At 54.3% G+C, this 26,397-nt stretch carries 20 protein-coding genes and 1 pseudogene; 8 read left to right on the top strand and 13 right to left on the bottom strand.

Annotated features, from left to right (window positions below; genetic code table 11):
• Nucleotides 1-241 precede the first annotated feature (241 nt).
• Together lexA and AC1AY0_RS06920 are read left to right on the top strand one after the other, a co-directional pair.
• Complete coding sequence (gene lexA / locus AC1AY0_RS06915; protein WP_476523111.1) at nt 242-988, top strand: transcriptional repressor LexA; 747 nt, start codon at nt 242-244, stop codon at nt 986-988.
• A gap of 187 nt (nt 989-1,175) precedes the next feature.
• On the top strand, nt 1,176-2,114 hold the full coding sequence (locus AC1AY0_RS06920; protein ID WP_476523110.1) for a cation diffusion facilitator family transporter: 939 nt from the start codon (nt 1,176-1,178) through the stop codon (nt 2,112-2,114).
• A gap of 176 nt (nt 2,115-2,290) precedes the next feature.
• Here AC1AY0_RS06920 and AC1AY0_RS06925 read toward each other — a convergent pair whose 3' ends face one another.
• Both AC1AY0_RS06925 and hflX read right to left on the bottom strand, forming a co-directional pair.
• On the bottom strand, nt 2,291-3,253 hold the full coding sequence (locus AC1AY0_RS06925) for an L-lactate dehydrogenase (RefSeq protein WP_476523109.1): 963 nt from the start codon (nt 3,251-3,253) through the stop codon (nt 2,291-2,293).
• A 176-nt stretch (nt 3,254-3,429) separates the two neighbouring features.
• Nucleotides 3,430-4,947 (bottom strand): GTPase HflX, encoded by a 1,518-nt coding sequence (gene hflX / locus AC1AY0_RS06930; protein ID WP_476523108.1) that lies wholly within the window; start codon nt 4,945-4,947, stop codon nt 3,430-3,432.
• Between the two features lie 147 nt (nt 4,948-5,094).
• Here hflX and AC1AY0_RS06935 point away from each other — a divergent pair, with 147 nt between their 5' ends.
• From AC1AY0_RS06935 to AC1AY0_RS06945, 3 genes are all read left to right on the top strand, one after another.
• Nucleotides 5,095-5,751, top strand: a complete 657-nt coding sequence (locus tag AC1AY0_RS06935) for a class I SAM-dependent methyltransferase (protein WP_476523107.1) — start codon at nt 5,095-5,097, stop codon at nt 5,749-5,751.
• Nucleotides 5,741-9,877, top strand: coding sequence for an ATP-dependent RNA helicase HrpA (hrpA, locus tag AC1AY0_RS06940; RefSeq protein WP_476526099.1), 4,137 nt, complete (start codon nt 5,741-5,743; stop codon nt 9,875-9,877). The genes AC1AY0_RS06935 and hrpA overlap by 11 nt, the downstream gene beginning before the upstream one ends.
• A 187-nt stretch (nt 9,878-10,064) precedes the next feature.
• Entirely contained in the window at nt 10,065-11,030 is a 966-nt protein-coding gene (locus AC1AY0_RS06945; protein WP_476524928.1) for a hemagglutinin, read from the top strand.
• Between the two features lie 11 nt (nt 11,031-11,041).
• Here AC1AY0_RS06945 and AC1AY0_RS06950 read toward each other — a convergent pair whose 3' ends face one another.
• A complete protein-coding gene (locus AC1AY0_RS06950) occupies nt 11,042-12,292 on the bottom strand; it encodes an MFS transporter (protein ID WP_476524929.1) in 1,251 nt (416 codons plus the stop codon).
• A gap of 160 nt (nt 12,293-12,452) precedes the next feature.
• Between AC1AY0_RS06950 and AC1AY0_RS06955 the strand changes: the two genes are divergently transcribed.
• Nucleotides 12,453-13,895 carry a DUF5067 domain-containing protein gene (locus AC1AY0_RS06955; RefSeq protein WP_476524930.1) on the top strand — a complete coding sequence of 481 codons (1,443 nt, stop codon included), beginning with the start codon at nt 12,453-12,455 and terminating at the stop codon, nt 13,893-13,895.
• 46 nt (nt 13,896-13,941) lie between these two features.
• Here AC1AY0_RS06955 and glnA read toward each other — a convergent pair whose 3' ends face one another.
• The gene (gene glnA / locus AC1AY0_RS06960; protein WP_033890017.1) at nt 13,942-15,279 is read right to left on the bottom strand and encodes a type I glutamate--ammonia ligase; all 1,338 of its coding nucleotides are present in this window, start codon (nt 15,277-15,279) and stop codon (nt 13,942-13,944) included.
• 76 nt (nt 15,280-15,355) lie between these two features.
• Here glnA and AC1AY0_RS06965 point away from each other — a divergent pair, with 76 nt between their 5' ends.
• On the top strand, nt 15,356-16,792 hold the full coding sequence (locus tag AC1AY0_RS06965; RefSeq protein ID WP_476524931.1) for a DUF2252 domain-containing protein: 1,437 nt from the start codon (nt 15,356-15,358) through the stop codon (nt 16,790-16,792).
• A 49-nt stretch (nt 16,793-16,841) separates the two neighbouring features.
• On the opposite strand, the gene priA is transcribed toward AC1AY0_RS06965, so the two are convergent.
• The 8 genes and pseudogenes from priA to AC1AY0_RS07005 all read right to left on the bottom strand — a co-directional run bounded on the left by priA (nt 16,842) and on the right by AC1AY0_RS07005 (nt 24,973).
• Nucleotides 16,842-17,567 carry a bifunctional 1-(5-phosphoribosyl)-5-((5-phosphoribosylamino)methylideneamino)imidazole-4-carboxamide isomerase/phosphoribosylanthranilate isomerase PriA gene (gene priA, locus AC1AY0_RS06970; RefSeq protein WP_476524932.1) on the bottom strand — a complete coding sequence of 242 codons (726 nt, stop codon included), beginning with the start codon at nt 17,565-17,567 and terminating at the stop codon, nt 16,842-16,844.
• Between the two features lie 46 nt (nt 17,568-17,613).
• Nucleotides 17,614-18,261: an imidazole glycerol phosphate synthase subunit HisH gene (gene hisH / locus AC1AY0_RS06975; protein ID WP_476524933.1), complete on the bottom strand. Its 648-nt coding sequence runs from the start codon at nt 18,259-18,261 to the stop codon at nt 17,614-17,616.
• A 45-nt stretch (nt 18,262-18,306) separates the two neighbouring features.
• Complete coding sequence (locus AC1AY0_RS06980) at nt 18,307-19,035, bottom strand: hypothetical protein (RefSeq protein WP_476524934.1); 729 nt, start codon at nt 19,033-19,035, stop codon at nt 18,307-18,309.
• Nucleotides 19,035-19,637 (bottom strand): imidazoleglycerol-phosphate dehydratase HisB, encoded by a 603-nt coding sequence (gene hisB / locus AC1AY0_RS06985; RefSeq protein ID WP_100493782.1) that lies wholly within the window; start codon nt 19,635-19,637, stop codon nt 19,035-19,037. The genes AC1AY0_RS06980 and hisB overlap by 1 nt, the downstream gene beginning before the upstream one ends.
• A 91-nt stretch (nt 19,638-19,728) precedes the next feature.
• Nucleotides 19,729-20,889 carry a histidinol-phosphate transaminase gene (locus AC1AY0_RS06990; RefSeq protein WP_476524935.1) on the bottom strand — a complete coding sequence of 387 codons (1,161 nt, stop codon included), beginning with the start codon at nt 20,887-20,889 and terminating at the stop codon, nt 19,729-19,731.
• Nucleotides 20,886-22,283 (bottom strand): histidinol dehydrogenase, encoded by a 1,398-nt coding sequence (gene hisD / locus AC1AY0_RS06995; protein ID WP_476524936.1) that lies wholly within the window; start codon nt 22,281-22,283, stop codon nt 20,886-20,888. Before hisD ends, AC1AY0_RS06990 begins: the two co-directional genes overlap by 4 nt.
• 156 nt (nt 22,284-22,439) lie before the next feature.
• Complete coding sequence (locus AC1AY0_RS07000) at nt 22,440-23,381, bottom strand: virulence RhuM family protein/type II toxin-antitoxin system death-on-curing family toxin (RefSeq protein ID WP_476524937.1); 942 nt, start codon at nt 23,379-23,381, stop codon at nt 22,440-22,442.
• A 115-nt stretch (nt 23,382-23,496) separates the two neighbouring features.
• A pseudogene (locus tag AC1AY0_RS07005) lies at nt 23,497-24,973 on the bottom strand (xylulokinase).
• Between the two features lie 122 nt (nt 24,974-25,095).
• Here AC1AY0_RS07005 and AC1AY0_RS07010 point away from each other — a divergent pair.
• Entirely contained in the window at nt 25,096-25,923 is an 828-nt protein-coding gene (locus AC1AY0_RS07010) for an aldo/keto reductase (protein WP_476524939.1), read from the top strand.
• Nucleotides 25,924-26,071: 148 nt separating this feature from the next.
• On the opposite strand, the gene AC1AY0_RS07015 is transcribed toward AC1AY0_RS07010, so the two are convergent.
• The gene (locus AC1AY0_RS07015) at nt 26,072-26,368 is read right to left on the bottom strand and encodes a hypothetical protein (protein ID WP_476524940.1); all 297 of its coding nucleotides are present in this window, start codon (nt 26,366-26,368) and stop codon (nt 26,072-26,074) included.
• Nucleotides 26,369-26,397: the final 29 nt, after the last annotated feature.

Genomic DNA, 26,397 nt, shown 5'->3' on the forward strand with positions numbered 1-26,397 from the left:
CGCAGCCGAACGCACTGTTCTTCCATGGCGATATGCAGCATCGCACATCTCAGGACTGCGAGTAATCATCATCGCGTTTGGACTATTCATCTCAGCCACCCTTCTCGAACAGGTGTTCTATCGAACATCTGTTCAAATCATTGCACGTATGTTCGAAGAAGTCAAGCGCAGAACTCGAACAGATGTTTGATTTTTTGTGAATGTCACGTTATGCTAAGAAGAGCACGAAAGGAGCCCTGAAGTGAGCACCATCCCCTTCTCCCCGAAATCCACGCCGGACGAAGCCTCATTGTCCGATCGACAGCGCAAAGTCTTGAATGCGATTAGGTCTCATATCGAGGAGCAAGGGTTCGCACCTTCATTCCGAGAAATTGGATCAGCCGCTGGTTTGAAAAGTCCATCCTCGGTGAAGCATCAGCTTCAGGTTCTCGAGGAAAAAGGGTTTATTCGCGTCAATGCCAACAAAGGCCGCGCGATTGAAGTGATAGCCCCCGCCTCTTCTGAGCCTTCTTCCTCCTCGCAGAATGACATTATGCGTGATGCCGCGCAGGGGCAAGAGCCGAATGAGTCACAAGCCGCAGAAATTTACCAGTTCCCGGCTGAATCCATTAGCGAGTCCCGCGATGTGCCGCTTGTGGGGCGTATCGCGGCTGGCATGCCCATCACCGCCGAACAGCATATTGATGACGTCATGCGTCTTCCAGAGCGTTTAACGGGATCGGGAACACTATTCATGCTGGAGGTTCACGGAGATTCCATGATTGATGCCGCCATCTGCGATGGCGACTATGTGGTGGTTCGTGAGCAGAACTCCGCCGTGAATGGCGATATTGTGGCTGCATTGTTGGATGATGAGGCCACGGTGAAGACGTTCCGAAAAGAGCAAGGCCATGTATGGCTTATTCCTCATAATCCGGCCTACTCCCCCATCGACGGCACTCACGCCACCATTATGGGCAAAGTGGTAACAGTGCTGCGCAAACTGTAATCCGCAAGGCATAGCACATTCGTGCGCCCGCCGCCTTAAGCATACATAGCTCGATAAGTGCTAGACTGTCAGGCAGCACTGAAACCCCGGTCACTGACCGGGGTTTCTCCATATTTGAACCGTAACGCAAATGGTATTGAGAAGCGATTTCATCTCGATATCGAAGAAGGAGCTGGCTTTACCACCTATGCCACATACACATGCACCATCATCAACATCAACCACCAGCGCATCAGCTCATCAGCGCCGGCTAATCGCTACACTTACCGTAACCGGATTGGTTTTCATCATTGAGGTCGTGTCCGCATTTGTGACTGGCTCGCTGGCACTGCTGGTGGATGCGGGACACATGCTAACCGACATGTCTGTGCTCATTGCATCGACGATTACGGCCATTCTTATGCAACGCAAGCCAAGTAATACCAGAACATGGGGGTGGGCACGGCTTGAAGTACTGACCGCTGCAGCTGGAGCCGTGGTGCTGTTGATTGTCGGCATATACGCCCTTGTTGAGGCCGGTATGCGTTTATTCGGCGGCACGCACGCGGAAATTGAAGATGTCAATCTTCTGCTGTTTGTTGGCATTTTGGGCTTAAGTGCCAATATTATTTCCATATTCATCTTGGCCTCGCAACGCGAAGACAATATGAATATGAAGGCAGCCTTCCTTGAGGTGATGAATGATGCTCTGGGATCGGTTGCTGTGGTGACTTCAGCTTTGGTCATGATGTCTACCGGATGGAAGGGCTTTGACGCTGTAGCCGGTGCGATTATCGCACTGTTGATGATTCCCCGCGCTATCAAGTTACTGCATAATGCCGTACGTGTGCTGCTTGAGGAAACGCCCGAGGGCCTTGATTTGGATGCTGTACGCACGCATTTGGAAAGCGTGCCTCATGTGATTGCGGTGCATGATCTGCATGCCAGCACGGTGTCTACTGGCATGCCTATTTTGATGGCTCATGTGGTGGTGGACAAAGATTTGACGATGGAGCAGGCGGCTCAAGTGCTTGCTCAGCTTCAGGATTGCTTGCGTGAACATTTCCCTGTTTCCGTGCCCCACACCACATTCCAACTGGAACCAGAAGGCTACACCACCCCTTCAGCCGGCGACCTCCACCAGTAAAGCCCAGCCACCTCATAAAAAATCGCTGTATGGACATCAAATCCCATACAGCGATTTTCTATCAAAAAATAAATAATCGTTCTGCGCGTGCGGTCTCTAGGCGCAGCAGGCGAAGGAATACAAAGGTATTTCGAGCCTGCTGCAACGACGAGAACGCTCCGCAGAACGATTATTTATCAGAAGCCGAACTGGGCTGCGGTTTCCTTCAGCGTCTCGGCAGAGCGCTTCAGAGCGGCGAGCTCCTTGTCAGACACCGGGGTGTTGATGGCGGTGTTGACGCCCTGACGGTTGAGGAGGGTCGGGACGGACATGCAGACGTCGGAGATGCCGTGGAAGTCCTTGAGCATGGAGGACACCGGGAGGATACGGTTGGTGTCGTGGAGAACGGCTTCGACGATGTCGACGCCGGACATGCCGATGGCGTAGTTGGTGGCGCCCTTACCGTTGATGATCTTGTAGGCGGCGTTCTTGACTTCCTGGTGAATCTCTTCACGCTTGGCGGCATCGAGCGGCTCGTGGCCCGGCAGCGGGGTCCAGTCGCACATCGGGACGCCACCGATGGTGGCAGAAGCCCACAGCGGGACTTCGGAGTCGCCGTGCTCGCCAGCGATGTAAGCGTGAACGTTCTTGACGTTGACGCCGGTCTGCTGGGCGATCAGGAAGCGAAGACGAGCAGAATCCAGGTTGGTGCCGGAGCCGAAGATCTGGTTCTCAGGCAGACCGGTCAGCTTCTGGGCAACGTGGGTGGCGATATCAACCGGGTTGGTAATGAGCATGTAGATGGCGTTCGGAGCGACCTTGACGAGGCCCGGCATGATGGCCTTGAGGATGTTGACGGTGGCGCCAACGAGCTCCAGACGGGACTGGCCTGGCTTCTGGCGAGGACCAGCGGTGATGACGATCATGTCAGCGTCGCGGCAGATCTCAGGATCGTCGGAACCGTCGATGGACACGGTCGGGTAGAAGCTGGAGCCGTGCTGCATATCGAGCACTTCGGCTTCCACACGCTCCTTAGCGATATCCTCGAGCACGATCTCGCGAGCAACACCGCGCTGAGCAGCAGCGAACGCGAGGGTGGAGCCAACAGCACCGGCACCGATGATAGCAAGCTTCGTGGGCTTAACGGTAGTTTCCGCCATGATGGATTAACCTCTCTTCAAAGGCGGTCTGCAGAACGGCAGGCCATGTAACTAACGGTTTAACTTTATAAACCCACTAAGACGTTTTCATGTGCAATAAACCGTTGCAAAATCCAGAAAATCCTGAATATACAACGGTTGTTAACGCTCACAAACCATATGTGACTTTCATCACGTTAATCGTTTGATTCATCAATCGATTGTTCGATAACACGAGCAGCCAAATGCGAATCTACATCCGCCTCCACAAGTACGCCGTCATCACGGTATTCCACCTTGCTCACCTTGCCGTATTCGCGCACACGGGACAACAACGAGCCCGCCGTATATGGCAGTAATGCGTTAACGTGCACATGCGGCACAGGAAGCAGCGCTTCCACAGCATCACGCAATTCATCGATTCCTTCACCACTGTATGCGGAAACGATATGCGCATCAGGCTGGAGGGCCGCCAAACGTTCACGAGTCGCCGGCTCGATCTGATCCGCCTTGTTGAATACCACGATGCGCGGAATCGAGGCGGTGCCGTCAATGTCTGCAAGAACATCATTGACCGCGTCGATCTGGGAGAACGGGTCCGGGTGGGAGCCATCCACCACATGAACGATCACATCGGCTTCAGCGACTTCCTCCAATGTGGATTTGAATGCTTCCACCAGCTGAGTTGGCAGGCGGCGCACAAATCCAACCGTATCCACGTATGCATAGAAGCGGCCGTCACGGGTTTTTGCGCGGCGCACGGCGGTATCCAGTGTGGCGAACAGCGCGTTCTCCACCAGTTCGGTAGAGCCAGTCAAACGATTGGTCAGCGATGATTTACCAGCGTTCGTATACCCCACTACCGCCACAGTAGGCAGGCCAAAACGCCGGCGGGACCCTCGCTTCACTTCACGGGCTGGAGCCATCTCACGGATTTGCCGGCGAAGCCTGGCGATGCGCGTGCGAATCACACGGCGATCCATCTCAATCTTGGTTTCACCCGGGCCTCGAGAGCCAATGCCGGCATCCGCACCAGCGGCACGACCGCCAGCCTGACGGGACAGAGAGCCACCCCAACCGCGCAGTCGCGGCAGCATATACTCAAGCTGAGCCAGCTCCACCTGCGCTTTACCTTCACGCGAGGTGGCATGCTGGGCAAAGATATCAAGAATCACCGCCGTGCGATCAACCACTTTCACTTTGGCGGCATCCTCTAATGCACGGCGTTGCGATGGCGGCAGATCATCATCGACGATGATGGTATCCGCTTCCTCTCGAGCCACAATATCCGCGATTTCACGCGCCTTACCAGAGCCCACATAGGTGGCCGCATCCGGTTTCAAACGATGCTGCAGCAAACCATCGCACACCACGGCACCAGCAGTTTCCGCGAGCGCCGCCAGCTCTCGTAATGATTCTTCCGCCTTCGCTTGGGTGGTTACGGCTGAGGACCAGACGCCGACCAATACGACGCGTTCCAAACGCACTTTACGGTATTCAACTTCGGTGACGTCTTCGAGTTCGCCAAGACCGGCCACATGTTTGAGCTCGTTGCGGGCTTCTCGCTCTTCCCATTCCTGATTGGTGTCTTCATGCCATCCCGCTGGCCGTTGACTATTGTCGAGAAGAACGTCCGACTGGGAGGAAAGCACACCTTGTGCGGTAATGCTGGAACTGCCGTGGTCGATGTCGGTGTACTGGTTGTCTTCGCTCAAAAGCACCTCTTCGGGGTTCAACGGTTCACGATTCTTCTATGGCTCCTTATTATCATCATGTGAGGTGACATGCCCGCATACGCTGGGCAACAGTCGTAAATCATGGTCGTACATCATGCGGGTGGTCCGCTGGAATGGAGTCGATTGATGGCAGAGCAGTATTTTTCCGCGGAACCTTCATCCAAGGATGTTCGCCGCACGCTGAACGTTACCGTGCGCGGTCATGACGCACAGGTGCAGGTGTCGAATGGCGTATTTTCTGGCTCCAGGCTTGATTTGGGCACTTCCGTGCTGTTGCGTCATGCTCCTGAACTTCCCGAAGAGGGCAATTTCCTCGATTTGGGTTGCGGATGGGGTCCGATTGCGCTGGCGATGTCTTTGGATTCGCCGAATGCCACCGTATGGGCTGTGGATGTTAACGAACGCGCGTTGGATTTGACTCAGGCTAACGCCACTGCCAACGGATGCGGCAATGTCCGTACAACGTTGGTCGACGAATCCAGCACTCCCCTGCCATCTGACCAGCAACCGCAAGGCACTTTCACCATGCCCGATGATCTGATGTTTGACGCCATTTGGTCGAATCCGCCGATTCGTATTGGTAAGGAAGCATTGCATACGCTGCTTATGGCTTGGCTGCCGAAACTGAAGCCGGGTGCTGCGGCATATCTTGTGGTGCAGAAGAATCTTGGCTCCGATTCTCTGATTCCTTGGTTGGCGGAGGCGCTGGGAGATCAGTTCGCGGTGGGCAAATACGCGAGCTCCAAGGGCTTCCGTATTATTGAAGTTCGTCATGAAATTTGAGTATCCAGCTGAACTTCCCGTTTCCGGTGCCCGCGAAGAGATAACCGCAGCGGTTCAACATCATCAAGTCGTTATTGTTTCCGGTCAGACTGGCTCTGGTAAAACCACGCAGCTGCCGAAGATTCTGCTCGAGCTGGGCCGAGGCACGCATGGCCATCAGATTGTGCATACGCAGCCTCGACGTATTGCAGCTCGCACTGTGGCCGAACGTATCGCTGCGGAGCTTGGTGTCAAGCTCGGCGATGAGGTGGGTTATCAGGTTCGATTTACTGATGAGAGTTCACCGAATACTCGTCTGCGCGTAGTTACCGATGGTATTTTGCTGGCTCAGATTCAACGCGATCCGAATCTTTCCCAGTACGATACGATCATCATCGATGAGGCTCATGAGCGCAGCCTCAACATTGATTTCCTGCTTGGCTATCTGACTGCTCTGCTGCCTCGCCGCCGTGATTTGAAGCTGATCATCACGTCCGCAACGATTGATTCAGTGAAGTTCAAGGAGCATTTCGAGCATGCTCTGCATGAGAAGGTGCCGGTTATCGAAGTATCCGGACGCACCTTCCCTGTACAGGTGTTGTATGAACCGCTGGGCACTGCTCCCGCTTTGATGCGAGAAGTGCCCGGTTTCGCCACAGGCGCTCGCCCGGGGGACGCGGATTATGACGAGCTGGCAAACGCAATTGCCGAATCAGATTCCGACCGTCCTCGCTCAGGCAACTCCACCAGTTATGCCGACGATGGTATTACCGACATGCCTACGGCCGTGGCTCGCGCTTGTGCTGAGCTGGTGATTCATTCCTCTCACGAGCGTGGTCCGCGCGATATTTTGGTCTTTGCTTCCGGCGAGCGCGATATTCATGAATTTGAGGCTGCGCTGCGCCATCATTATGGTCCTCGCGCTGATGATATGCGCAGGCCTGATGCTATTGAAATCATGCCATTGTTTGCGCGCCTGTCTTCTGCGGATCAGCATAAGGTATTCGAGCCGCATACGCATCAGCGTATTGTGATTGCCACGAATGTGGCAGAAACCTCGTTGACTGTGCCGGGTATTCGTTACGTGGTCGACCCAGGTACCGCTCGTATTTCACGGTATTCCAAAACCGCGAAGGTGCAGCGTCTGCCGATTGAGCCGATCAGTCAGGCTAGTGCCGATCAGCGTTCCGGTCGATGCGGTCGTGTGGCGGACGGTATTGCCATCCGCTTGTATTCACGCGAGGATTACGAGACTCGTCCTCGATTCACTGAACCGGAGATTCTGCGTACCTCGTTAGGTGCTGTGGTGTTGCATATGCTGTCGGTTGGTGTGGCGCGAACCGCTGAAGATGTGACCACGTTTGGTTTTATCGACCCGCCGGACATGAAGGCTGTTTCCGATGGTTTCAACGAGCTGACCGAGCTTAAAGCCATCGGCCGCAAACGTGGCGAGGTTACGCTTACCCATATCGGCCGCCAGCTGGCTCGCATTCCTATTGATGTGCGCTTGGGACGTATGGTGATTGAAGCCGCAAAATCCGGCTCCCCCAATCTGCTGGCTCAAGTGCTGGTGGTGGTGTCTTTCTTGAGTTTGCAGGATCCGCGCGAACGCCCGGATGATAAACGCGAGGAAGCTGATCGCATTCATAATCGGTATGCGGATGAGACTTCAGACTTTTTGACCGCGTTGAATATTTGGGATCGCGTTTTCCAAGCGGATGGTGATCCGAGCAATAATGCGTTGCGTCGTATCTGTAAAACCGAGTATTTCAGTTGGCTGAGAATGCGCCAGTGGAAGGACTTGGTTGCTCAGCTCAAGCAAATGTGCAAGGAGTTGAAGTTCAAGGTCGGCGACCCTCTGCCGTCCACGCGACCTGGCTTGGAGATTCGTCAGCTGCCGTTGAACCAGCAGCCTGCACACTCGTTGTGCTGTGCTTGGGATGCTGATGGTATTCATAAGTCGATGCTTGCCGGCTTGCTGTCCATGATGGGTATGCAGGTGATTCGTGCACCTAAGGCGTCTGATTTCGCGGGATTGACTGGTGCGGCTCGCGCTCGTGCAATGAAGCGTGCGCAGAAGCAGTCGAAAAATGATTACCAAGGCGCGCGTGGCACTCGGTTTGCACTATTCCCGGCCTCATCTGTGGCGAAGAATACTCCTTCCTGGGTGATGAGCACGGAATTGGTGGAAACCTCTCGCTTGTGGGCCCGATATTCGGCGGCTATTGATCCAGCATGGGCCGAGCCGTTGGCTGGACAGTTGACGCGAACCACGTATGCTGAACCGCATTGGTCCGGTTCTCGAGGCTCGGCGGTCGCCACTGCGCGTGTGTTGTTGTATGGTTTGCCGATTGTGCAGGATCGCACTGTGCAGTGGGGTCGCATCAATCCGCTGGAGGCCCGTGACTTCCTGCTTCGCCAAGGTTTGGTGGAAGGCGATATTCAACAACGATTCAGCTACGACGATTTCGTCGGCGCGAATCGAGACATTCTTGAGGACGCGGCAGAGGATGCCAGCCGTACTCGCCAGCTGGCGGATACCGTGTCCGATGAGGACTTGTTCGACTTCTATAACGCGGTAATTCCCGCCGATGTAACATCGGTTGCTGATTTGGCGAAATGGTGGAAGAAGGAACATAATCAGCATCCTGATTTGCTGACGTTTGATCCTTCCAAGGTGGAGCGACTTTCCGACAGTGAATCCGTCAGCCTCAGTGATTATCCGGATCATTGGCATACGCTCGGCACCGATGGCCAACCCATTGATTTGCGTTTGAGCTATATTTACGATCCCAGTAATCCGTTGGATGGCGTCACCGTTCACGTACCGCTCAAGGCACTCTCCCGTATTACGCCGGAACAGTTCACTTGGAATGTGCCAGGCTTGTTGGATGAGCTAATTTTGGCGATGATCAAGGCATTGCCCAAGCAGCTGCGTGTGCAATTCGTACCGGCTCCTGATGCCGCCCGCGCAATTCGTGCATGGATTGACGAGCATTACCCGGATTTGCCAGGCTCCGGCTCTCAGCAGAAGCCGAATTCTGCTCCAATGGACAGTGATGATGAGACTGTTGGATGGCCTGATTTGGCTCACGTGTTCACCAAAGCCGCCATCGCTACCGTTGGCGCGCAGATTCATCCCGAGGTGCTGGGCCCGGAATTGATGGAGCGACTGCAGCCGTATTTGAAGGTGACATTCTCGGTAGAACAGCAACTGCCTCCTGCCAAGCAGTCTCGTAGTCGCCGTCATGCTCGCGGTCAGGTCAAGGTATTGGAAACTTCCAAAAACCTCCAATCCTTGCAGCGTAAATTTGCGGCACAAGCTGAAGCATCGGCTCGCCAAATGGTCAAAAAGCAGGCGGATAAGGCGGCCCAGCAGGGCAATCTTGTTGAACAGGCCAATCTGCTGCATAAGGCGGGAGCTACTACGCAGTCTCGCGCCGACATGCTGTGGCGCGGCGCATTGGATGCACTGCGCTTGCCAGCCGAACGCATATCCTCACGTTGGCTCGGCACTGAAGCATTACTGCTGGCAGCCGCTCCCTATAAGACCACCAAGGAATTGGTGGAGGATCTGCAGTTGGCTACGGTCAAGAGGCTCTTGCCGAATGTGGATATGCTTGCCAATGATGAGGCGCTGGCAAACGCTGTCTTGGATGTACGCGAAGTATACGAAGACACCGTCTACCAAGTGGCTCATGACGTTATTGGCATTATCAAAGCGTATGCCGAGGTCGATAAAGCCACCTCAGGCAAAGCCGATCTACCAATGCTTTCGGTATTGCAATCGATTCGTGACCATATCGCCACCATCGTGTACCCCGGTTTCATCGCCCGCACTCCCCCGGATGCGTTGAAGTCGCTGAGCCGGTATCTCAAAGCTGATCTCATGCGATTGAATAAGGCAAAAGCCGATAAGAATCGCGATGTGAAATGGGCATGGCAGGCTGACGAGGCGAAACAGCTGATAGACAAGGCTTTGAAGCAGGCTAAGGCGGAACCGGCCGGGCCGAAGCATGAGATGCTAATGAAGAAGGCTGAGCAGGCTCGTTGGATGCTCGAAGAGTTTTACGTCAGCCTGTGGGCACAGGAGCTCGGCACACACGGTCCCGCATCCTTGAACCGTATTAAAAAAGTTCTTGCCTAGAAGCTTCTTGCGGACGCTTGTTGGTTTGATATACGCATCGCGACACACTCAAGGCCGTTCGGCCAAGCTTACGGTCGCGATACGCATACCAAACCAACAAGCTACGTAATTTACTGCAATCTGGAAGAGCTGCCTTCACCTGGGAGCGTAATAAGCTCTGAGCGTCGGCTACTAGAATGTCTGAGCGATGACACAAGCGAAGCAAACGAAACAGTCCAAGACACAGGCCTCCAAGCGCAGCAATACTGCAAAAAGCAAGGCGAGCGGGGGCAAAGTCGGCAGTCGTAAGCCCATGAGTCCCTCGCAATGGTGGAAGCGTGCGAGCCTCGGCAAGAAAATCAAAACCATTGCGATTTCTCTTGTGGCGGTGATTTGCGCGATGGCGCTCGCGATGGGCACTGTTCGCTTTGTTGAATGGCGTCTCGAAGTTAAAGAGGCTGAAGCCCGTCAGTTGCAGTTGACGCAGGAATACAACTTCGATCCGGGAGACATTATCTCGGATGGCCAATTCTTTAATGGCAATGCGATGAGCGAGTCTGAAGTGCAGGCATTTCTTGACGAGCAGGGTACCGATTGTTCCGGCAGTGAATGCCTCAAATCAAAGACGTTCGACACCACCAATCAGCCTGCTGACGAGTATTGCGACGCGTATAAGGGCGCTAAAGGCGAGACAGCTGCCGCAATCATTACAAAAGCAGCCAAAGCCTGCGGTGTCAGCCAAAAGGTGCTACTTACCGTTCTGCAAAAAGAGCAACATCTGGTCACAGCAACGGAGATCACTGATTTCCAGTACAAGGCGGCCATGGGCTTGAGTTGCCCGGATGATGCCAGTTGCGACCCTGAATATGCAGGGTTCTTCAAGCAGGTGTATGGCGCCGCCAAACGATACCAGTATTACACGGCGCACGAAGATAGCTACGGATACCATGCGAACGCACTGAATTACGTGCAATACCATCCGGATGAATCATGCGGCGGTACCAACGTGTATATCAAGAACAAGGCCACCGCACTGCTCTACATTTACACGCCGTATCAGCCCAATGAGGCTGCATTGGCAGCCGGAGTAGGTGAAGGAGACTCATGTTCCAGCTACGGTAACCGCAACTTCTCCATCATTTATGAAAACTGGTTCGGCTCTCCCCGCAGCTGACCGTTAGCCATTCAGCGTTCGATGCGCTTGCCCACATACGGGCCAAGCATCATCGACATCACCATGGCCAGCAATGCGAACACTGCGCCCACCGGGCCGAGCCAGGTCAGGCCGAGGAAATCATTGGCCAAGCCGCCGACAGCGGAGCCAATGGCAATGCCAATGTTGAAGGACATCGAGTTGAGCGAAGCGGCCAGATTCATCGAGCCTGGGTGCGATTGCGCAGCTACATCCATGTACAGCACCTGAGACGATGCGTTGAACAGGTACATGAACATGCCGAGCACGATAAGCACAATCGCACCATAGAACGAGAACACGTGTGCCAATGCCAGAGAGCATAAGAGAGCCGCATGTGCGAGGAATACCCAACGCAAATGATGTAGCGGTTCCACTCCCCTGCCGTGTTCCGCAAGCTTGCCGGCATACAGGTTGCTCCACAAGCAGGCTACGCCGTAAACCACCAAGCCGAAGCTGATGTACTGTTCTGGAACCTTCACCTCGTCTCGAAGAATCGGCGTCAAATAGGTGTAGAACACGTAGCTGGATGCTGCTCCGCACACCACGGTGAGCACACCCAAATGAATACGGCGATCAAAGAACAAACGGAACTGAGACAGGAATCCCACTTTAATAATGTGGCTGTTGCGCGGCAGCACAGTGAACATGAGCAGCAATAGCACCACAGTCAATACGGAAATCAGATAGAACGTCACTCGCCAACCGAACGTGTTTGCCACCCATGTGCCCACTGGCACACCTACCACAGAAGCAATGGAGAAACCAGAGAATACCCAGGCGATGAACTTTGTACGGTACTGATCAGTGGTCACATCGGGAGCGAACGTCATGGAAATAGCCACCAATGTGCCAGATACCGAAGCAATAAGCAGTCGGGCAATCAACAGCACCGGATAATTCGGCGCGAATGCGCACAATATATTACCGGCCAAGAACACACCCATCAATGTCAGATAGGTAGCGAAACGTGGAAAACGACCGGAAATTGCAGAACCAAGCGGCGTGCAAGGCGCGTACACAAACGCGAAAATAGCCACCAAATTGCCGACGGTCACTTCGGAAACCTTCAAACCGGCTGCGATATCCGGCAAGATGCCAACCACAACGAATTCGCTCATACCAAGCATGAAGCTGGCGAAAATCAGAATGTTAACCGGCAAGGTGAAGAAGCGATCCTTGCGCTGTGTTGCAGCAGCATTGTTATTGCGCTGAGGCTGTTCATTGTGAGCGTTATCAGCCATTACCATCTCCCTTATTTCTTTTCCGAGTTGATGGTATTGGCTTCGCTCTACAACTAGGCTTAGCAGACACGCGGGGTTTTCCGGACTCTGGACATCTTGTGTTCCCTCTCACTCACCGTAGAATGGTGAACAATGCTGATAATGCACCAAGGGGGATGCTATGGGATTGCTCAATCATGACGATGATTATGTTTCTCCCTTTGATGATGGAATGCCTTCCTATATTGACCCATCAAAGCGCGCAGATTATCTCTCTGAAATCGTTGATACCAAGCATCAAATGCGCGAGGCTGCCGAACAACGAGGGAAGCAATGGGCTGAAGCTGCGCGCAAATCCACCACGCAACGCACGAATCAGACCAAGCGTGGGGCAGTTCCGCAACAGGCACGAGCACAGCAGGCTCGCACGCAGCAGCGCAATACGCTCAAACAATACCGTCAACAGCAACAGCACACGCACCCTCAAGGACATGGCACAGCACGCCGAGCGAATCCGGTAATCGCACGGCAGCAAACAGGCAAACAACGCAAAAAGAGCCGAGCGTTTGTCTGGAGTGTTGTTGCGCTCGTTCTACTGTTCAGCTTTGGGGAACCGATTGCCGGAACCATATACGATTTGATTGATTCAGGCACCTCGCCTTGGCATTCCAGCACAACAGAAAGCAGCAGTACCAGCGACGGTAACTCTTCAGATTCTGACAACGATTATTCTGATGATGCTGCTCAAAATGAAAACAGTACGGCCATTACTGTTGAAAAAACCGGTGATGTGCTCGACGCTTCAGGAGAGTCTAAGGGCACTATCACCATCGCTTCCGCCGCAACCGGTCCCGCCGATTATTCCGGTAATCCTACGGTGATTGTGACCTTCAAATGGACGAATACCAGCAATAAGGCGCTGACATTCGATTCGATCGCTTCTCCTGAGGTATATCAGAATGGTTTGGAGCTACGGCAAATCAGTTTCTCCACGAGTACCGAAGTTCCCGGCTACAGTTATGAATCACCACAAACCAAAGTTGATTCCGGAGAAAACTTCACCACAACATTGGCGTATACGCTGCGGGATACAACTACGCCAATCTATGTGCAAAGTGACCGTGACGCCCGCTATTCGGTAAGCCCTCTGATCATTTCTGCATTCACTCCCGGCAGCGGAAGCGATTGGACGCAAGTCGAATCAAATACGATTACTATCTCACAGGCAGCTTCGAGTGATCGAGCAGGCATGACGACCATTGGAGATAGCGAGTATACGAAGTTCTCCTACGCGTTTGCTGGCGTGCAGCGCGGCCCAACGGATGCCATGGATGCACCATCCGCCATCGTTGCTTTGGATTGGATTAACGAATCCGCGAACAGTGAATCATTCAGCTATTACGGTGACGTCTCTGTCATGCAACATAACGTGGAATTGGATAGGGCGTTGTATCTCGATGACCCTGACGGATATGTGAACGGCAGTCCCATGCTCAACATCAAGCCAGGAGTGAAAGCCACTGCGCAATACGCGGTTAAGCTCAACGACGAGAGCTCCCCCATCACCGTGACCTTCACACCTTACGACGGTGAGCCTGTGTCCAAGACCTTTCAGTTGAAATAACATGGCTGTCTGGGAAATACCCCAGACAGCCGGTAATCAGCAGCTATTACAGCTTCGGCAGATACTTCTTGAGTTCGAATGGAGTGACCTGCTGGTTGTATTCTTCCCATTCCTGATGCTTGTTGTCCAGGAAGTATCCGAAGGCATGCTCGCCAAGCACGTCAGCCACGAAGTCGGACTTCTCCATAATCTTCAGAGCTTCGTCGAGCGAGCGCGGCAACGGTTGAATACCCATGGCCTGACGTTCACCATCGGTAAGCTCCCAAACGTCATCGCTCGTGGGCTCACCCAGTTGCATCTGCTTGTCGATGCCGTCAAGGCCTGCAGCCAGCAGCACCGAGTATGCGAGATACGGGTTTGCCACCGGGTCGAGTGCACGGAACTCCATACGAGCAGAATTGCCCTTGCCTGGCTTGTACTGCGGGATGCGCAGCAGTGCGGAACGATTATTATGACCCCAGCAAATGTAGCTCGGTGCCTCGTTGCCGCCCCACAGACGCTTGTACGAGTTGACGTACTGGTCGGTAACTGCACAGATTTCCGCAGCATGGTACAGGATGCCTGCCGCGAACTGACGTGCGGTCAGGGACATGTTGAATTCCTGACCGGCCTCGTAGAAGGCATTGGAATCGCCCTCAAACAGGCTCAGGTGCGTGTGCATGCCGGAACCAGGTGCATCTGCCAGAGGCTTCGGCATGAAGCTGGCATGAATACCGCGCTCCAAGGAAATTTCCTTGACCACGGTACGGAAGGTCATGATGTTATCCGCCGTGGTCAGTGCATCGGCGTAACGCAGATCGATTTCGTTCTGGCCAGGGCCAGCCTCATGATGCGAGTATTCCACCGAAATGCCCATCTGCTCAAGCATATTCACGGTGGCGCGGCGGAAGTCCATGCCTGGGCTGCGCGGCACGTGATCGAAGTAGCCGCCTTCGTCGATCGGCGTTGGAGCCTTGGACCAATCGTCCTGGCTTTCGAACAGGTAGAACTCGATTTCCGGGTGCACGTAGAACGTGAAGCCCTTATCCTTAGCCTTGGCGAGCGCACGCTTCAGCACGTGGCGTGGATCCCCCAGTGAGGGCTCACCGTCCGGAGTCAGGATATCGCAGAACATGCGTGCAGTACCCTGCGGGCCACCACGCCACGGCAGGATCTGGAATGTGGAAGGATCGGGCTGAACGATCATATCGTCTTCGGAAATTCGAGTCATGCCCTCGATTGCAGAACCATCGAAGCCCAGTCCCTCTTCAAATGCGGCTTCTAGTTCGGCTGGAGCAATGGCCACGGATTTCAGTGTTCCCAGCACATCCGTAAACCAAAGACGAATAAAACGCACGTCGCGTTCCTCGACCGTGCGCAGTGCAAACTCCTGCTGTTTATCCATAACGGCTAATCGTTCCATACCCGTGTTACGAGTCGCGTTAACATCCCAGGTTCATTCGGCGCTAGAGTAGATGACCATGAGCGAAGATCATCTGACACCGTCCGCCAATCCGCCCATTGATGTGACTAGCTGGAAGCAAGCTATTGAGCCTCGCGAGCGTTCTCGCGCCGGTATTAAGGCCCGTAATGTTGCACCGCTTGAGTCCCATGCTATCTGGCAGGTTCGTTCCGGCAGACGTGAAGCTATTAGTCTGTTGGAGGAACAGTCCGCGATTCGCGTTCCGGAATTGATTCCGCTCCGCTACAAGCGAATGAGCGTGAGCCCCTTCACGTTCTACCGTGGCACTGTGCTCATTATGACCAATGATTTGGCATCCACACCAGTTACCGGCATTCCCGTGCAATGTGTGGGAGACGCGCATATTGGTAATTTCGGTATCTTCCGCTCCCCTTCCGCCCGTCTTGTGTTCGATATCAACGATTTCGATGAGACGGCCATTGGCCCTTGGGAATGGGATTTGAAGCGACTGGCTGTTTCCGTGGAGATTTGCGGGCGTGCCAATAAACTCAAAACCAAGGATCGTCGTGCTGCGGTATTGCAGTGCGTACGCACCTATCGCGAGCGCATGAAATGGTTCTCCGAAATGGATTATTTGGATGCCTGGTATGAGCATCTGGATGTTAATGAAACGTTGGATCGTTTTGAGACTAGTGGGTCTAAGCGCAATCCTGTGTTGCGCGAAGCGGCGATGAAGGCGCTGCTGAAGGATAATGATGCTGCTGCGGCCAAGCTGTGCCGTTATGAGGGTGGCAAGCTGCGATTCAAGTCGAATCCACCGGAATTGGTGCCGATTAATGAGCTGCAGGAATATGCAGATCCTGAAGCATTGCAGGCTCGTATCAACACACTGCTGGAAAGCTATAAGCATTCTTTGTATGACGATCGACGCATGGTGTTCGATCATCTGCGATATCAGGATTCTGCACGCAAGGTGGTAGGCGTCGGTTCAGTGGGCCAACGTGCATGGACGTCCGTCTGGATTGCTCGCGATATGGATGATCCAATGATGCTGCAGATGAAGGAAGCCACGTATTCGGTACTGGAGCATTACTGTGGCGCTTCGCGGTATGCCACTCATGGCGAGCGTGTGGTGCAGGGGCAGAAACTGATTCAAAGTACTGCTGATGTGCTGCTCGGTTGGTCGAGTTTTATTGCCGAAGATGGTCGCAAGCGTGATTATTACGTGCGCCAGCTGTGGAATGGTAAGGGATCGATTGATATCGATAATCTCAATGCTTCTGGTTTGAGTGATCTAGCACGCATGTGCGCATGGTCATTGGCTCATGCGCATGCTCGCACTGGTGATTCGATTGCCATCGCCAATTACATGGGCGGTACGGACGAATTTGATCAGGCGATTGCTTCGTTTGCAGTCAGTTATGCCGAGCAGAATGATGAAGACTACGCCGTCTTCAAGAAGCTCATCAAATCCGGCGAATTGCCCTGCGCGTAGGCAATGTCATAGTGATTGTGCTCCCGCTGGCGGGAGCACAATCAACGTTTTACTTGGCGACTTCCAGCGCCTCTTCCAGCGTGAAAGCGCGCGCATAGAGGGACTTGCCGAGGATTGCGGCGTCCACGCCCAAGTCAGCCAGCGTCTTGATAGCACGCAGATCGTCGAGCTTGGAGATACCGCCGGACGCAGTCACCTTGGCATCAGTTCGTTCAGCCACTTCGCGCAACAGTTCGATGTTCGGGCCGGACATCATGCCGTCCTTAGCCACGTCGGTCACCACATAGCGTGAGCAACCCACGGAATCCAAGAACTTCATCGTTTCGAACAAATCGCCGCCTTCACGGGTCCAGCCACGAGCGGCAAGCGTATGGCCACGCACGTCCAAGCCAACGGCCACGCGATCACCATACTTCTTGATTACAGAAGCAGTCCAATCCGGGTTTTCCAGAGCAGCAGTACCAATGTTTACGCGTGCAGCGCCTGCTTCAAGAGCGGCCTCGAGGGAATCATCGTCACGCACACCACCGGACAGCTCAATGTTCACCTTGTCGCCAAGCTCGTGAACGATCTGGCGAAGCTGGTCACGATTATTGCCCGTGCCGAAAGCGGCATCCAAGTCAACCAGGTGAATCCATTCGGCTCCGGCCTCAACCCAAGTACGGGCGGCCTCGAATGGAGAGCCGTAATCGGTTTCAGAACCGGATTCGCCCTGGCGCAAACGCACAGCCTTGCCGTCGCGCACATCAACGGCGGGAAGCAGAGTCAACGACATATCAATCAACCTTTCTTATTCGCTCCCACTAATGGGATCAACGAATCTACAGCGTGGCGATCCAGTTCTTCAACAACTGGGCACCGGCGTCACCGGACTTTTCCGGATGGAATTGGGTGGCAGAAAGCGGGCCACGCTCATAAGCGGCCACGAACTTCGAGCGCCCGTATTCGCACCAGCTCACATGCTCCTCATATTGAGTCAAATCAATCGAGAACTGCGCGGTATTGGCTGGTGTTACCGCCATTGCCGCATAGGAGTGCACGAAGTAGAACCGCTCATGCTCCACGCCCTTGAGCAATACTGAACCTTCAGCGGCCTCGATGGTATCCCATCCCATGTGAGGTACCACATCGGCGTCGAGAGAATCTACGGAGCCACCGATGAGTCCAACTCCAGCTGCCTGCTCACCATGCTCGGTACCGTGTTCAAACATGATCTGCTCGCCAACGCAAACGCCAAGCACAGGGCGGCCTGCGCGAATACGATCGTAAATCACGCGGTCACCGTCTACGTGCTTCAAACCTTCCATGCATGCGGCAAATGCGCCGACTCCTGGCACAACCAGACCATCCGCTTCAAGCGCCTGACGATAATCGGAGGTCAGCGTGGTATCTACGCCAAGATTGGCCAATGCGCGCACCATAGAACGCACATTGCCAAAACCATAGTCAAATACGACTGCTGTGGTCATAGCCTCTCCCCTACCTAATGTGATGTGACTGTTGGATACGACTGATTATTCGATTCGCGAACCGCGGCCGGCACGCCCCTGCCTGGTGTGCTTGGCAATAATTTCCATGGCCTGATCATGATTGAGATCAGCGGAATTCACCACTTCAAAACCCTGGCTTTTCAACTGCACCAGCGATACGATGCCCAGCATCAAATCCTCCACGAAGCGTGGAGTGGAGTTGAATAGTACCGGCGGCGCGAACGTCTGCCCAGCTTCACCCTGCATATACATGGTAGCTTCAAGCTTGTCGGCACGGTTAACCGCCAGAATTACCGCCATACCGGAGACTACGGTAGTCAAATCCTTGGCTGCAGCCTCAGGACCATCACCATCCAAGTTCTTGAGAACGGCGATAGCACCCTGATTGGAGCCGATGCATTCGGCTGAAATGTCCGACAATTGGCAGAATGCTGCTAGCAGATCTGCGGCAGCGATACGGGTAACAATCAGGGATACCTTTGCTTTATTGCCGAGGAGTCCTGCAAGTTCATTGTCGAAGCCGAGTGAAGGATCAACTACATCGGCCATGGCTTCGTTGACGGCATCCGCAACGCTTGCCGTATCGTCTGCGGAATCGGTGGAATCCGCAGACGTGCTGCTGGTATTGTCTGCGTTATCGTCCGCGAATTCCTTTTCGAATCCGGCGAGCGCCGCCTCAAGCTCCTCGTCGGAGAAGTGCGATTCGTCCGGATTCATATCGTTCAGGTTCTTATCGTCAGCGTTGTCCGCCATCACAGAGCTCCCTTGGTGCTGGGAATCAGGCCTTCGATGCGAGGATCAGGTTCGATGGCGAAGCGAAGGGCGCGGGCCAAAGCCTTGAATTCCGCTTCGGCGATGTGGTGCGGATCGCGTCCGGCAAGCACCTGCATATGCAGGCAAATGCCAGCATGCAAGGCAATGGATTCCATAACGTGGCGTACCAGAGAACCGGTGAAGTGGCCGCCCATCATGCAGTATTCGAAGCCTTCCGGCTCTCCGGAGCAGACGCAGTACGGGCGTCCGGAGATATCGACCACGGCCTTGGCCAAGGCTTCATCCAGGGGCACAGTGGCGTCGGCGAAACGACGAATGCCGCGCTTGTCTCCCAGAGCCTGCTTCAAGGCCTCGCCGAATACGATGGCCGTGTCTTCCACGGTGTGATGCACGTCGATATCGGTGTCACCGTGAGCGTGAATCTTCAAATCGATGAGTGAATGCTTGCCGAGCGCATTCATCATGTGATTGTAGAACGGCACGGAGGTGTCGATATCGGTTTGGCCGGTACCGTCAAGATTCAGTTCAAGGTCAATATGTGATTCGCTGGTTTCGCGAACAATATGTGCGGTTCTTGCCATCGTTTCTCCTGATGTTGTGTATGGCGTGGAACGCATGCGGCAGGGACCGGCTTCAAACCAGTACCCTGCCACGGTTCCGATACGTTATGTTCTAGGCTGCTTCCACTATACGTAGCACTTCGGCAAGGGCGTTACGGAAGGTTTCCATTTCCTCGTCAGTGCCCATGCATACGCGCAGCCAACCGTCCGGTCCCACTACGCGAATCAATACGCCGCGCTTCAGGAGCTCGTCGAAGATAGCGTCACGCTTGTCGAAATGACCGCCGAAGAGCAGGAAGTTGGAGCCGGATTCGGCAACCTCAAGCGGCTGGCCCTTATAGGTCTGCTGCTTCAACCATTCGGCGGTGGCCTCGCGGGTTTCACGCAGATGTTCCACGCGGCTCAGCTGTTCGTCGGTGTGTTCGAACGCGGCCAGTGCGGCGGCTTGGGTCACGGCGGACAGATGGTACGGCATGCGCACAATGCGCACGCAGTCGATGATGCCCTTGCTGGCAGCCAGATAGCCGACGCGAGCGCCCGCGAAGGCGAATGCCTTGCTCATCGTACGGCTGACAGCAAGATTCGGATGATTCTTGATCAGGCTGACCGCGCTTGGAGTGCCGGGCTTGCGGAATTCCACGTAGGCTTCGTCGATGACGAGAATCGGGTGTACGCCCTCGCCTGCACCCGCCACTTCAGCGGTTTCGCAAGCAGCGAGAATACGCTCGATATCATCCATCGGCAGCGGAGTACCAGTCGGATTGTTCGGGCTTGTCAGCAGCACCATCGAAGGCTTGACTTCGTTGATGGCTTCGATAACCTTCTCCACGTTCAGCGTAAAGTCAGGATTGCGGTGGGCCAGCTTCCAGCCGGTGAACGTGTCTCGCGCGTACTCCGGGTACATGGAATACGTGGGGTCAGCGCCCAGAGCGGTACGGCCCGGGCCGCCGAACGCCTGGAAGAGCTGGAGCATGATCTCATTGGAGCCGTTGGCACCCCACAGCTCATCCACGTCCAGACGGGTATCGGATTCACGGAACAGGTAGTCGCTGAATGCTTGGCGCAGCGCGATATGCTCACGATCCGGGTAACGGTTCAGTGTGGGTGCGATTTCACGCACACGCTTGGCGATGGTGTCGCATACCGCGGGATCAGGAGCGTACGGGTTCTCGTTGACATTCAAGCACACCGGCACGTCCAGCTGAGGAGCGCCATACGGCTCCTCACCAATCAGATCGTTGCGCAGCGGCAGGTTGGAGGGAATAGTGCTCACAGCAGACCGGCTTCCTTTTCCTGTTCGCGCAGGGTTTCCTTGTTGTATGGATCATCCACGAAGCGGGAGAGCACGCACTCACCGTGGGCAGGAAGATCTTCGGAAACAGCGAACGCGTTGATACGAGCGGCCAGAGCCTTCAGGCCTTCCTCGTCGTATTCGATAACTTCGACCGGCTTCATGAAGGTGTGCACGCCGAGGCCTGCGGCGAAGCGTGCAGTACCACCGGTGGGCAGCACGTGGTTGGAGCCGGACATGTAATCGCCCAGTGGCACCGGGGAATACGGTCCGCGGAAGATTGCGCCAGCGTTCTTGATGCGCTTGACCACGGCATCGGCATCCTTGGTTTGAATCTCCAAGTGCTCGGCAGCGTATGCGTTGGCTGCGTCGATGGACTGGTCAAGACCGTCGGTCAGCACGATGGCGGACTGAGTACCGGAAAGGGACGTGTGGACGCGTTCAGCGTGCTCGGTCTTCGGCACACGATAGTTGAGGTTCTCCTGTACCTTTTCGGCCAATTCCGGAGAATCAGTGAACAGTACGGAACCGGCCAGCTCATCATGCTCAGCCTGACCGATAAGATCAGCAGCAAGCAGGCTCGGGTTGGCATCCTTATCGGCGATGATGCCGATTTCGGTCGGGCCTGCGACAGCATCGATGCCCACGAATGCAGAAACCAGGGACTTGGCGGTGGCCACGAAAATGTTGCCCGGGCCGGTGATCTTATCTACCGGATCGCACAGCACGTCGCCGTCCTGAGGCTCGCTGCCCTTGGCGCCATATGCGAACATGGCGATGGCCTGAGCGCCACCGACTGCGTAGACCTCGTCGACGCCGAGAATAGCGCAGGTGGCGAGGATAGTCTTGTTTGGCAGACCTTCGGCGTTATCGCGAGCAGGCGGAGTGGCAATGGCCAAGGATTCGACGCCTGCAGCCTGTGCCGGTACTGCATTCATAATCACAGAAGACGGGTAAACGGCCTTGCCGCCAGGCACATACAGGCCGACGCGCTGAATCGGAATCCAACGTTCAGCGACACGGGCACCCGGAGCCAGATCCGTGTGGAAGTCCTTCGGCACCTGGTTTTCAGCCACGGCACGAGCGCGGCGCACGGATTCTTCGATGGCGGCGCGAACTTCGGGATCCAGCGTGGTCAAGGCATCCTGAATGGCTTCGGCCGGTACGCGCAGATTCTTGGGGCGTACATGGTCGAACTTCTCTTCAAAGTCACGCAAAGCTGCTGCACCACGTTCCTTGACATCGTCAAGAATCGGGCGCACCAGATCGGTGGCTTCGGAAGTGCCCATTGCGGCACGCGGCATCGCGGCCAGCAGTTCGGCACGGGACAGTTTCTGACCACGCAGGTCGATAATTCGCATGATGTTCTCGCTCATAGAGCCCCATCGTAGCAATGTGAGCCACGAAGTGCTCAGGAACGCCCACTTTCACCCGTATCGTGAGATATCAAGCAGTTTGAAGCAGACAGTAATCACTTGTGCCGGCCTCCTGATGCCAAATCATGAACGCCTCAAAACCACTTATTCCATCTCTTAATTACTCTCAGTCGCTAGCATGCGCTCCACCAAATCAATCATGAGGTCCTTTTCGCTGGGATCACTCACGGCGATCAGTAACGTGATGGCTGCAAGATCATTGTTGGTAATAATCGGCTTGCCTCCATCGGAAAAAGCGTCGGCATTCCCCTCAAGAAAACTCACAAACATCGCAGCTGCCATTCGCTTATTGCCATCGGCAAATGGATGATCTTTCACCGTGAAATATAAGAGGTGCGCAGCTTTTTCCTCAACTGTCTGGTATAAATCCTGACCAGCAAAGCTCTGATATATCGCACCAATAATGCGTTCAAGCGCATCTCCTCGTTCCTGGCCAAGTAATGTGTCCTCCGGATATTCGCCACGTAATCTCACCACTATGGAACGTGCGTCTTCAGCAGTAAGGGTCCATATCGGCTTTATTTGCGGATTTGGAGCAAGTTCATGTGCATCATAATCACGAAGAATATTCAATCCCGGCAAGTAAGTCGATACGACATCGGCAATTCCTGCCGCAAGCTGGTCATTGCTACGAGCAAGTACTTTGACGACTTTCCCCAGCTGCTGCAATCGCTGGCTATTGGCTGCATATCCTTTTATCAAGTATTGCTGTAGCACATTCGTGGCCCAACGACGAAATTGAACACCCCTCAGTGATTTCACACGATAGCCAACGGATATGATGACATCAAGGTTGTAATACTCAACCATATATTTTTTACCGTCTGAGGCAGTTGTTGCATTTTTTGCAACAACTGCCTCACGGCTGAGTTCCTTCTCGTTGAATATATTTTTTATATGCCGCGATATCGTTGACTTATTCCGATCAAACAGCTCAGCCATCTGGTCAAGTGTCAGCCACACCGTATCGCCCTGCACACTGACTTCCAGCTGGACCGAACCGTCTTCGGCTTTATACAGTTCAATATCTTTAACCATCGTTGTTCCCCATTCTCATCAAGGCTCAGCCGTTAAAAACTCATCATTGAGCAACCGCTTATTTATGCAGTATACGGTATATTCGGCATCATTCGCAGGTGAATCCTCTATAGGCTTAAAGTTCCGTCTGAACGCAGCCCCGGGAAGCAATGGCCGGGTACAGCGTGGTGAACTGGGGGTAGAGCTCGTTATATGTGCGCACGGCAGGTTGGTTCGGAGTATAGGTAACGGTATCCGCGATGGTTGAAGTAAGGTCACGTAGATTAAAGACCAGTGAGGCAAGAGCCACAGCGGGCAGAATATCGGCGTTGGTGTAGACATCGATGGGATGGCTCAATACGTCGGCGAGAATCTGGCACCATGCGGTTTCGCGAGCGCCGCCACCAATCAGTGAGATTGAAGTCGGCGGTTTATCAAAGCTTTCCATTCCTTGGCGAATGGAGAATGCCACGCCCTCCAAAGCCGCCCGCATCATATCGGCTTTGGAAGTGTCCGGCGTAATCCCCACGTAAGCGCCACGAATGGATGGATTCATGACTGGGAATCGCTCCCCCACTAGATATGGCAGGCACAGTACACCGTTGGAGCCCGGTTTGGAATGTACAATCGACTGATGTGCTTCGGCATAATCACCGCTCGCAAATACACCGGTCACCCATTTGTGTACGTCTCCTGCATTAAGGAATGGCACAGCGTTCACGAATCCCGGTTCCACGCCGAACGCTAGGTTTGCTGCTCCGGGTTTATTCACGAATGGTTCGGGAGAAACGGTGGCGATCCAGCCGGATGTGCCGATGTTGATGTTGTATTGTCCAGGTTTGCTTACACCGCTGGCGAATGTGGTCGCTCCGGCGTCACCGATTCCGGCATATACCGGAATACCGTCCGTAAATCCAGTCAGCTGCGCTGCTTTTGCAGATACAGCACCAATACATTCCTGTGGCTTATGCAATTCCGGTAATATCGCCGTATCGATTCCGGCCACTGCGCACAGTTCCGTACCCCATTGCCCCTCGCGAATGTCCATTGCACCTGCCGTGGCACGCGGCGACATCGCCAATGCAACGCCCAGTCAATTGAGCGATGAGATAATCCTTGGAACTGATGAGCACATGCTTCACTTTGGCAAACAACGCCGGCTCATGATCTCGCAGCCACATCAGCTTCGGTAGCGGCAGGCAGCCTTCCAGTCGGTTGCCCACGGTCTCAAGGAAGCGGACCTCGCCACCTGAATAGGCGCTTGCAAGTTGGGCAGCTTCAGCATCTGCACGACCATCCGAATACAGAATCGCATTGCATACTGGCTTGAGCTCGTCATCCACGGCGATGACATCCTGCATTTGCCCGCTGAAAATGATGCCGGCAACTTGCGATGCATGGAATCCCGTCTCATGCTTCTGCGCCTGAGCCAACATTGATTGCGCTACGTTGCAGCATGCCTCCCACCATTCGTCGGGATTCTGCTCACGCTGATCGGCATTGATAATGAGCGTCAAGTCACGGCTTGCACTGGCTACGATTCGTCCGTCTTCAGCAACCAGCGCACCCTTCACTGCCGTAGTGCCCGCGTCAAATGTCGCCGCATACCGCATAAACCGCTCCTACCATCATGGTTATCGTGAGAAATTCCTCACCCAGCAAAATGCTTATAATCACCTGCTCTGCTTCGTAGAATAGCTCAGGAAAGTATTGACGTTGAGTTAAGCGAGGCATTATGGCGATTCAATCGACGATTACCCTCAATAACGGAACCGTGATTCCGCAGGTTGGTTTGGGCGTATTCCAGACTCCGGATGGCGAAACCACGGTAAACGCTGTGCAAACGGCTCTGGAGAACGGCTACCGTCATATTGATACGGCAATGATTTACCGCAATGAGGCTTCCGTGGGGGAAGGCATCCGCCGTGCTGGCGTGCCGCGTGAGGATTTCTTCCTGACCACCAAGCTGTGGAATGATGATATTCGCGCACATCGTGGCTTGGATGCCTTCCAGGAAAGTCTTGACCGTCTTGGCTTGGATTACGTGGACTTGTATCTGATTCACTGGCCGGCCGATGGTTGGCAGCAGGCATGGGAGGATTTGCAGACCATTTACGCTTCCGGCCGAGCCAAGGCTATTGGCGTGAGCAACTTCCAGCAGCATCATATTGAGGAGCTGTTGAAGAACAGTGATGTGGTCCCTGCAGTGGATCAGATTGAATCCTCTCCTCAGTTCACCAATCAGGAACTGATTGACTTCCTTGCCGGTAAAGGTATTCATGCTGAGGCATGGAGCCCGCTTGGCGGCACTGGCGGCAACCTGTTGGCTGAGCCGGTTTTGACTGAGATTGGCGCCAAGTATGGTAAGTCCGCTGCCCAGGTGGTGATTCGCTGGCATATTCAGCGCGGTGTAGTAGTGCTGCCAAAGTCCACTCACGCCGAACGCATCAAGCAGAACTTCGACGTGTTTGATTTCAACCTGTCGGATGAGGATATGGCGGCGGTAACCGCACTCAATACCGGTCACCGCAATGGTGCCGACCCTGACAACTTCGATTTCTGACCATCACAGTACCTGTTTGGGCTCCCCTCAGGGAGGGGAGCCACCACGGGCGGCGGAGAACATAGTTGGCCGTTTTCCAGGCTCCCCTCTCTGAGGGGAGCTCCCGCCGAAGGCGGGTGAGGGGAGCCTTCGATATCACCTCTAATATCTATTCCTCAATGTGCACCGGGTCAGCAATATGCAGATAACCGCCATCAGCCTTCAGCTGCGCACGGTTCACCTCTTCCCATGCGTTCTCCCAGTTGAACAACTCCTCGGCATAACCCGGATAAGGTTCCTTGTTCTTAGTCTCCCAATCAATGATTTGCTTGGGAGTCACTGGCTGAGAAGGTACGAACTCTTCAGTAAGTCCTTCCGGAATCGGAACGGTGTAATCCTCCAGACGGTCATCGTCATCATCGCGAGGATCCTTGAAGGAAACGGTGGTCTTAATCGGGGTGTTCATAATTATCTCCTTAATCTTTAGCTGTCAGT

The sequence above is a fragment of the Bifidobacterium sp. LH_416 genome (assembly GCF_056357055.1).